General features: G+C 53.3%; 8 protein-coding genes. 5 read left to right on the top strand and 3 right to left on the bottom strand.

Translation table 11 applies throughout. The features are described from left to right. Positions 1-112 precede the first annotated feature (112 nt). Together ABYP39_RS14925 and ABYP39_RS14920 are read right to left on the bottom strand one after the other, a co-directional pair. Positions 113-796 (bottom strand): glutathione S-transferase family protein, encoded by a 684-nt coding sequence (locus tag ABYP39_RS14925; protein ID WP_372758748.1) that lies wholly within the window; start codon positions 794-796, stop codon positions 113-115. Positions 797-844: 48 nt separating this feature from the next. Beyond that, positions 845-1984, bottom strand: a complete 1140-nt coding sequence (locus ABYP39_RS14920; protein ID WP_372758749.1) for a glutathione S-transferase family protein — start codon at positions 1982-1984, stop codon at positions 845-847. 264 nt (positions 1985-2248) lie between these two features. Between ABYP39_RS14920 and ABYP39_RS14915 the strand changes: the two genes are divergently transcribed. Continuing rightward, positions 2249-3355 (top strand): NADH:flavin oxidoreductase, encoded by a 1107-nt coding sequence (locus ABYP39_RS14915; RefSeq protein ID WP_372758750.1) that lies wholly within the window; start codon positions 2249-2251, stop codon positions 3353-3355. Positions 3356-3412: 57 nt separating this feature from the next. On the opposite strand, the gene ABYP39_RS14910 is transcribed toward ABYP39_RS14915, so the two are convergent. Further along, on the bottom strand, positions 3413-3544 hold the full coding sequence (locus ABYP39_RS14910; RefSeq protein ID WP_372783306.1) for a hypothetical protein: 132 nt from the start codon (positions 3542-3544) through the stop codon (positions 3413-3415). A gap of 207 nt (positions 3545-3751) precedes the next feature. On the opposite strand from ABYP39_RS14910, the gene ABYP39_RS14905 reads away from it, so the two are divergent. From ABYP39_RS14905 to ABYP39_RS14890, 4 genes are all read left to right on the top strand, one after another. Continuing rightward, positions 3752-4705 (top strand): NAD(P)H-dependent flavin oxidoreductase, encoded by a 954-nt coding sequence (locus ABYP39_RS14905; RefSeq protein WP_372748989.1) that lies wholly within the window; start codon positions 3752-3754, stop codon positions 4703-4705. Positions 4706-4937: 232 nt separating this feature from the next. After that, positions 4938-6782 carry an alkyl/aryl-sulfatase gene (locus ABYP39_RS14900; protein ID WP_372748990.1) on the top strand — a complete coding sequence of 615 codons (1845 nt, stop codon included), beginning with the start codon at positions 4938-4940 and terminating at the stop codon, positions 6780-6782. Positions 6783-6923: 141 nt separating this feature from the next. After that, positions 6924-8138: an iron-containing alcohol dehydrogenase gene (locus tag ABYP39_RS14895; RefSeq protein ID WP_372764902.1), complete on the top strand. Its 1215-nt coding sequence runs from the start codon at positions 6924-6926 to the stop codon at positions 8136-8138. A 245-nt stretch (positions 8139-8383) separates the two neighbouring features. After that, the coding region (locus ABYP39_RS14890; RefSeq protein ID WP_372783304.1) for a type I glyceraldehyde-3-phosphate dehydrogenase at positions 8384-8923 on the top strand (540 nt) is incomplete at its 3' end.

Raw genomic sequence — 8923 nt, 5'->3', positions numbered from 1 at the left:
CTATCGAGCGCAGCGGCTCGTTAACTATTTTGGTTTTACGGAAATTGCTTCGGTCTACCCACAGCTCGGTACATGGGGTCATAGTTTTCTCCTAGATCCTTCTTGCAGCGTGTCATTTCTGCAGTAGTTTGTCAGCGTTTTGGGTGAATTCTTTTTGGGCTTTTTCATCGTTTAGCAGGTTGTCGATACTGAAGGGCACTTCCAGACCTTTTTGCATACCCGGTTGCTCACGCATGGTGTTAAGCCACCGCTGCAGGTTATCGAGCCCGTCTATCGATACCCCGGACCATTTGTAGGTTCGTACCCAACACCAATTCGCAATATCAGCGATGGAGTAATCGTCGGCGAGCCATTCGTTTTGACCGAGTCGGGTATCTAGCACTTCAAACAAGCGACGACTCTCATTCTGATATCGGTCTATTGCGGGCTGTAGCTTCTCTGGAAAGTAACGAAAAAAGACATTGGCCTGACCCATCATCGGGCCAACACCACCCATCTGAAACATCAGCCATTGAATGACTTTGGCGCGGCCTTTGGCGTCGGTCGGTAATAGGCGCCCGGTTTTCTCTGCGAGGTGAATCATGATGGCGCCGGATTCGAATATCGGAAAGTCGCCCAATTCGCGGTCAACAATCGCCGGGATACGGCCATTGGGGTTGATAGCAAGGAAGTCCGGCTTTTTCTGCTCCCCTTCGCCGATATTCACAAAGTGTGTTGTGTACTCCAGTTCTAGGGCTTCAAGCGTACATGAGGCTTTATGGCCGTTGGGTGTTGGGGCGGTATACAGATCTATCATCGTTGCGGCTCCGGATAAGGGGTTTTTTGACCAAAGCGGGTTGTCGGGTTATTCCCACACTTCAAGGTGGTTCAACCGTGCCACACGGCGGGTTGTTTTGCTGGTTAGCAGGGGTAGCAAGCCACAGGAGGCAAAGTGATCCTCGATGGCCCGTTTATCTCCTGCGGTGGACTGTTCGTACTCGTCCTGCAAGAACTGCAAAAGGTAGAAACGGTAGGGCAGTACCGAGGTTCTCAGCGAAATTCCCCGCCAGGGAAATTCGGCCATGCCGATATAACGCTGTGTCGGGTCGTCCAGACCATTGGTGCCGGCCGCCAAGTCTGGCCGGTCACTCAACCACTGGTTGGCATAGTCAATGTGTGCCAGCATTTCTGGCTGGAAGTCTTCGGCGATAAAACGCATCAAGGCCATCAACGTTTCCGGCAAATCGGAATCAGAAACCCACGACCGTGACGCATTTTCGTAGTCTGTCCAGGCTTCCTCGGCGGTATTCATCCGTTCTACCCAGCGTGCGACCAAAGGCGCCTTTTGGCGCAAAAGCAAGCCTGGCTTGGGGTCGCGATACAAGTGAGCGTACAGGGGGCCCATCAGTGCATAGTCGCCTAATGTTGGTTGCTGCCCCAGCAGGTATGGGTGGTCGCGAAGGTGGGCTTCAAATAGCTCGAGGAACTGGTCGTAGCTCGCTTCAATGGTAGCCATAGACTCCTCGTTTACGCCGAAAGACTTTGCGGCCTTGCGCATTCGGCCGCTGGCAAACTCGAAGAGCGACGGCCAATCGCTCTCCTTTACTCCCGATGGGGCAAGACATTGGAATTCCGAGCGAAGGAAGTCCAAATTGATATCGTCAAAATTCCACCGGTAATGCATGGCTGGGCGCAACAGGCCTTCCCCGCCAAAGAGTTCGAAAAGATAGGAAATGGCCCTCAGTATTGAGGATTCTGGCAGAAGAGGGTACTTGCCCGAACAGTGCGCGTCGCAAAAACGGAGAATATCCGCACCATCCTGTACGATTTGCCCGTCTGCGGACTTTATGACGGGCATGATCATGCGCTGCACGACGGGCTGAACCTGCTCTTGAAACGTCGAGGAACCTACCGAACGTTCTTCAAAGGCAAGCCCCTGTTTGCGCAGGTAGCTTCGGGCCTTGGCGGTGTAAAGTGAGCAGGGTATCCCGAAGAGTGTCATCATTGTCTGCATGGAGTGTCGAGCCGTGGTTGTTATGCTTCGCAGAGGCTAACATTGTGGCACTCAAGGTGTCAAAATATTGATTGCGTTCACCTGCCGTCACAATAGGTCTGGCCCGAGGAGGTTTTACGATGATTGCTGGTGTCGTTGTACTGGCAATGCAGAAATGTTGCCGAGTGCATTACCTTTCTGCATTGACGCACATTGGTCTTTAGCGTCGTCTTCGTTAAGGTTCAACGTATAGCCCTCTTTAGTACGGAGTTAAATTTGAATCACTCAATACTTTTTGAACCATTGCAACTTGGCCCCTTGGCGCTCAAAAATCGCGTCGTTATGGCGCCGATGACACGTAATATGTCGCCGGATAATGTCCCGGGGCCGCAGTCTCTGGAATATTACCGCCGCCGTGCTGCGGGCGGTGTCGGTCTCATTATCACTGAAGGTACCTGCATTAATCACATTGCGGCCAACGGCTATCCGGATGTGCCCTACTTTCATGGCGCTGAGCGGCTCGCGGCGTGGAAGAAGATTGCGGATGCGGTGCATGCGGAAGGCGGCAAAATTGCGCCTCAGCTCTGGCATTGCGGTGGCATGCGCCGCGCCGGCACACCGCCTGAAGGCGAGGTAAACGGTTATACACCCTCAGGCATGAATGTGCCTGGTAAGGTTAATCGCCATGAAATGACGAAGCAGGACATTAAGGATGTTATCGCCGCTTTCGCGCAAGGTGCCGAGGATGCCAAAGCACTCGGCTTTGATGCGGTAGAATTGCACGGCGCACACGGCTACCTGATTGACCAGTTTTTCTGGGAAGGCACCAATCAACGCAGCGATGAATATGGCGGCAGTCTAGAGAACCGAAGCCGTTTTGCCATTGAGATCATTCAGGCGGTTCGCGCCGCAGTGGGGCCGGATTTTCCTGTCATTCTGCGCTGGTCTCAGTGGAAACAACAGGATTACACCGCCAGGTTGGTCGAATCACCCGAGACGCTGGAGCAATTTCTCATACCCTTGAGCGAGGCCGGCGTTGATATCTTCCACTGCTCTACACGCCGCTTTTGGGAACCCGAGTTTGAGGGAAGCACGCTGAATCTGGCAGGTTGGACACGCAAAATAACGGGCAAGCCAGCAATTACGGTAGGCAGTGTTGGCCTGAGCGATGAATTTTTGCCGCTGCCGGGTCAGGCCCATTTCCGTGAATCTGAACCTGCCAGTCTGGATGACCTATTGGCGCGTTTGGAAAACGCCGAGTTTGATCTGGTCGCGGTAGGCCGCGCGCTGATCGCAAACCCAGATTGGGCGACCAAGATTGAGGCGGGGTTGGCAGAGCAGCTAGCACCATACACAAAGGAAATGCTTGCTGAATTGGTTTAGCGAGTGCGCTGAACCTCGGATAAACGCGGCGCATCACAATGGCGCCCATGTTTAAGGTTATAGGCGGCCGTAGTACTTGGCCGCATTATCCGATGCCCTTATTACCATCTGACGCGCTGAGTACCAGTCGTCAGCGAGTGACGAATAGTTTTTCTCGATCACATCGCGGTTTATCTTCATTGTCGGCATTAGCGCGCCACCTTCAATTCCCCAACGATCCTTAAACACCACGATTAAAGCCACATGCTTATGAGGAATCAGAGTGCTATTGCTAACGGGCTGCGCGACACCGACCAAATGCAATTGAAATTGCAATCTATCGGAAAACTCCCCACATGTTTGGCGGTGTAGTATTCACGATTTATATCGTAAGATTCCCCTAACAAGGAGGTATAAATGAATAAACCAGAACCCATTACCACCAGAGTCACTGCCATGACGGGGACTGACTATCCGATTATTCAAGCTCCCATGGGTTGGATAGCCCGTTCCCAGCTCGCCTCTGCGGTAAGCAACGCTGGGGCACTCGGCGTGATAGAGACCTCTTCCGGGGAGTTCGACAATATCCGAGAGGAAGTCGCTCGCATGCGGGAGCTAACCAATAAGCCCTTTGGCATGAATCTGGCCCTCGCTTTCGTCAAAAGCAGTGACGCTGTGGATTTTGTAATAGAACAGAAGATTGATTTCGTGACAACGTCTTCAGGCAGCCCCAATCTGTGCACCTCCATTCTGCAGGAAGCTGGCATAAAGGTATTTCACGTGGTGCCGACACTGGAAATGGCTCTCAAAGCGATCGATGCCGGCGTCGACGGACTAGTCGTTGAAGGAGGAGAAGGTGGCGGATTCAAAAATCCGGCCCCGGTGTCCACGATGGTGCTGCTGCCACTTATTCGCTCCCGAACAACCCTGCCCATCATCGCTGCCGGAGGTATCAACGATGGCGCAACAATGGCGGCTGCATTTATGCTGGGGGCCGACGCCGTCCAGATGGGCACACGTATGCTCAGCAGCGCTGAGTCCCCGGTTCATAAGAACTGGAAACAGGCGGTCGTGAATGCTAGAGAAACAGACACCGTTTTTCTAAACCAGCAATCTCGACCTGCGCTGCGCGCGCTACGCACGAAAAGAACCGAAGAGCTTGCTGCCTTAGGCAAGTTTCAAGTTATGGAGCAGATGGCAGGGCATCATCAACTATACTTCGGTGGGGATATGGAAGCTGCAATACCGTTGATAGGCCAGGTGTGCGGCCGAATTGATGCTGTAGAACCTGTGAGTGACATTATATACACCACCATAAACGGGTTCCGCGCGGCGCTTGCTGATAACGCGAAACGCTACGGCGTCGTTTAGTTGGCTTCAACGTGCTTTCACACTCGCTTCAAATAATGTCATGCCGTTACCTGTCAAAACAATAATAGGGAGTATAACGATGCCTTTCATTTCCAGAGCATGTTGCTGTATCGGCTTAGCCATAATTATCACAGCTTGTAGCGGAGATAAGGCAGGGAACAATCCGCTCCCATCAGGTGATGCCCGCAAACCCTCAGCTACCGCGCCAGCGACGAAAGCAGCGAACCAAGCCGTGTCAAAGCAGCTACCTCTGGATGACGCGCAGGATTTTTCGGACGCTCGTCGCGGCTTTATTGCAACGCGCACGCCACTGGTTATTACCCGTGAAGACGGTAGCGTAGTATGGTCCGACAAGGACTACGCTTGGCAGAATGACAAGAGTGCCCCAGACTCGGTCAACCCCTCCCTTTGGCGGCAAGCCCAACTTAATAACATTCATGGCTTGTTCAGAGTAAAGGAGGGCATCTATCAAGTGCGCGGATTCGATCTGGCGAACATGACCTTGATAGAAGGCAGTAACGGTTGGATCGTGGTGGACCCGCTTACTGCTGTAGAAACGGCAGAAGCCGCCCTCAAGCTAGCCAACGATACACTTGGCAAACGCCCAGTAACCGCTGTTCTATATACCCATTCACATATTGACCACTTTGCTGGCGCAGCGGCAGTTGTTAGCCAGGCAGACGCCGATTCCGGTGCAGTTCCCGTGGTCGCACCTGCACATTTCACACGAGAAGCCGTAAGCGAAAACGTAATTGCAGGCGCGGTAATGACACGCCGGGCCAGCTATATGTACGGCATGACCCTGCCGCGAACAGCGACTGGGCATGTCGACACAGGCCTCGGCAAGCAACCGGGGCAAGGTACAACGTCGCTGATCAAGCCCAATACGGTGGTCAATAGAACAGGGCAGACCTTGACCATAGACGGTGTTGAATTTGTTTTTCAATACACACCGGAATCCGAAGCTCCCGCGGAGTTCATGTTCTTCCTGCCACAATATGCAGCGTTCTGCGGGGCAGAGGTCCTGTCACGCAACTTCCACAATATCTATACCCTGCGCGGTGCCAAAGTACGCGATGCTCTCAAGTGGGCTGGCTATATCGATGAAGCTCTGGTGCGCTTCGGTTCGCAAACTGAAATCGTGTTCAATTCTCATCACTGGCCAGTATTTGGAAACGATGCCGTGCGCGACTACATTAAAAAGCAGCGAGACATCTACCGTTATACTCATGACCAGACGCTACGGCTCGCATCGCAAGGCCTTACGCCAAACGAGATTGCCGCGTCCATTACGCTACCTGAGTCGTTGCGCAACAACTTTGCAACGCGCGGCTACTACGGAACACTCAAGCACAACGCCAAGGCCGTATATCAACATTACTTTGGGTGGTACGACGGCAACCCCGTTAATCTGGACCCGCTGCCACCCGAGGCAGAAGCCAATCGTTATGTCGAGGCAATGGGCGGTATAGATGCGGTAGTAGAAAAAGCGCGCAATGCCTATACCAGCGGAGATTTCCAGTGGGCTGCCCAGCTGGCTCACCACGCGGTGTTTGCTGACGCCAGTCACCAGGACGCCCGAATCATGCTCGCCCAAGCCTACGAGCAACTCGGCTATCAAGCTGAAAGCGGGCCGTGGCGAGACGTTTATCTGTCGGGCGCCAATGAACTGCGCAATGGTCTGCAAGGGGTGGACATGCGTGAAAGCGCAGGCGCGCTGCTTCGCTCCGTGCCACTCGACTTGTTCTTTGTTGCAATGGCGACAAATGTCGATCCTGAGTCGGCGGCCGGCAAGGTAGTTACTGTGAACTTTCGGTTTACCGATACCGGTGATGATTTCACCCTGATGCTGGAAAACTCGGTGCTGAACCACCGACAAGGATTAGCTGCCGAAGCCGATGCAACCCTGACGCTAACCCAGGAGCTGCTGGTTAGGCTGATTAGCGGTCAGGCCAGCCTGAAAGATTTGGTAGGAAAGGACGGGGTCAGCGTGGAAGGAAGCTTTATCCGGCTGGGACAGTTGCTGGGCAGTCTGGGTTTACCGAATTTTGACCCATTCCCGATGACAACGCCTTAGCACCGCGTCGGCATGTCTTATTTGGCTCCTTAAATTAGCGAAAATGCGGACAAAAGTCGTCAACTGTGCGCAAAAGAGCCTTTTATCGCGCTAGTTCGCCATGTAGTATTGTCCGCCGACCAGTAGGGGAAAGACTCCAGCATGCATTTTCTAACCGTCTTATACAGCCGGGCAATGGGCCTTCTCAGCCGCATTATGCTCAAATTTATCAGCCTGTCGTCACCGCTGATCTACAGCGGTGCTGGCAGTTACGCCACGCTCTGCTCAGCCATCGCCCGCTTCGGACACAAGAAAGTACTGGTGGTCACCGATAAAATGCTGGTGGAACTAGGGCTAGTAGGGCAGGTCGTTGCTGAACTGGAAAAACAGGGGATACAGACTGAGATTTATGATGCCGTCCTCCCCGATCCAGACTTTTCTCAGGTAGAAAACGGCATTAAGCACTGCCTCCAACACAGCTGCGACGCTGTGTTAGCGATTGGTGGCGGCTCTTCATTGGATGCAGCCAAAGTGATCGCGATATGTTCCGGGTCTGACCAAACGCCACGAGATATTCTTGGCTATTTCAGCGTCTCAAGCCGTGGGTTTCCAATCTACTGTATACCCACGACCGCGGGCACCGGCTCTGAAGCTACTATGGTGTCGGTAATTACCGATGCTGAGGCACGTACCAAGTGCTTTATTGTAGACCCCAAACTCGTCCCCAACGCCGTCGCGCTTGACCCCTCACTGATGACTGGCCTGCCACCGGCAATCACAGCAGCCACTGGTATGGATGCCTTAACTCACGCGATTGAATCATCATTGTCTCGTGAAGCTAGCGATGATACGCAAACTAAAGCCCTTACTGCAGTAGGCATGATATTTGGCAATCTGGAAACCGCGGTCAAAGATGGCAGCAATCTGGAAGCTCGCGAGGCGATGGCCGTGGCCAGTTTCTACGCTGGCGCCGCGTTCACCATTACCAATGTTGGCTATGTCCATGGTTTGGCACATCAACTCGGAGCTATCTGTCACTTACCTCACGGATTAGCTAACGCTTTGTTTCTACCACATATCCTAGAGTTCTACATCGATAAAGCTGCTCCCCAAATGGCCCGTATTGCTAAGGCCGCAGGGGTTGGCTCTGACAGCGATTCCGACGCACAGCGTGCTCGTGCGCTCGTTGACGCTGTCCGTCAGCTCGAGGCCAATATCGGCATTCCCCAGTACGCCGATGCGCTCAAGCCAGAAATGGTCGAAGAGCTCGTCGATAGAGCACTCCATGAATCGCACGGACTATACGGTTATCCGGTGCCGAAATACATGCGCCGCGCCGAATGCGAAGAGATTGTCAGACGCTTACTACCGGCCTGAATCGCGGGCTGAAACCGACACCACTGGGCGCCTGCAGGGCGCCCGGATGTTCGCAATGGCCATTGCCAGAAAACTCTGCTGCCCTTCCGAAATCACGTTTCAACCTATGCATCCAGTGAGTCAGTGAATTACGCGTAGCGGCCTCTTTCCGCCTGCGTATTACAAGCATAAAAAGAGCGTCGAATATTCCAAGCCAAACTAAAACTTTCCATGCACTAGCGCAGTCTAATGCAGATGGAGAGCCTATGAAGATACGTGCCGCAATTAATGGTTATGGTCGTATCGGGCGCAATATTTTGCGTGCCCTGTATGAATCCGATCAGCGCGATCACATTGACTTGGTGGCTATTAATGATCTGGCGACATCCGAGGTCAACGCCCACCTGACGCGCTACGATTCCGTTCATGGTCGTTTCAACGGCTCGGTGAATGTCGATGGCACCGCGTTAATTGTGAACGGCGAGCGCATTCAGACCTTCTCCATAACCGAGCCAACACTACTGCCCTGGCAATCACTTGATGTAGACGTGGTGTTTGAATGCACCGGTCTTTTCACCTCACGCATACAAGCCACAGCACACCTTCAAGCCGGCGCGCGCAAAGTAATCATCTCGGCCCCTGCCAGCGACGTCGACGCCACAGTTGTCTACGGTGTAAATCACCATGTGCTGACACCCCAAAGTCAGATTATTTCCAATGCGTCCTGTACCACCAATTGCCTGGCCCCAATCGCTAAAGTGCTAAACGACGGCGTAGGTATTGAGTATGGTGCCATGACGACAATT

The organism is Litorivivens sp. (assembly GCF_041625495.1).
In the GTDB taxonomy this organism is placed as follows: domain Bacteria; phylum Pseudomonadota; class Gammaproteobacteria; order Pseudomonadales; family Spongiibacteraceae; genus Litorivivens.
This window is presented reverse-complemented; position numbering and strand designations above follow the sequence as displayed.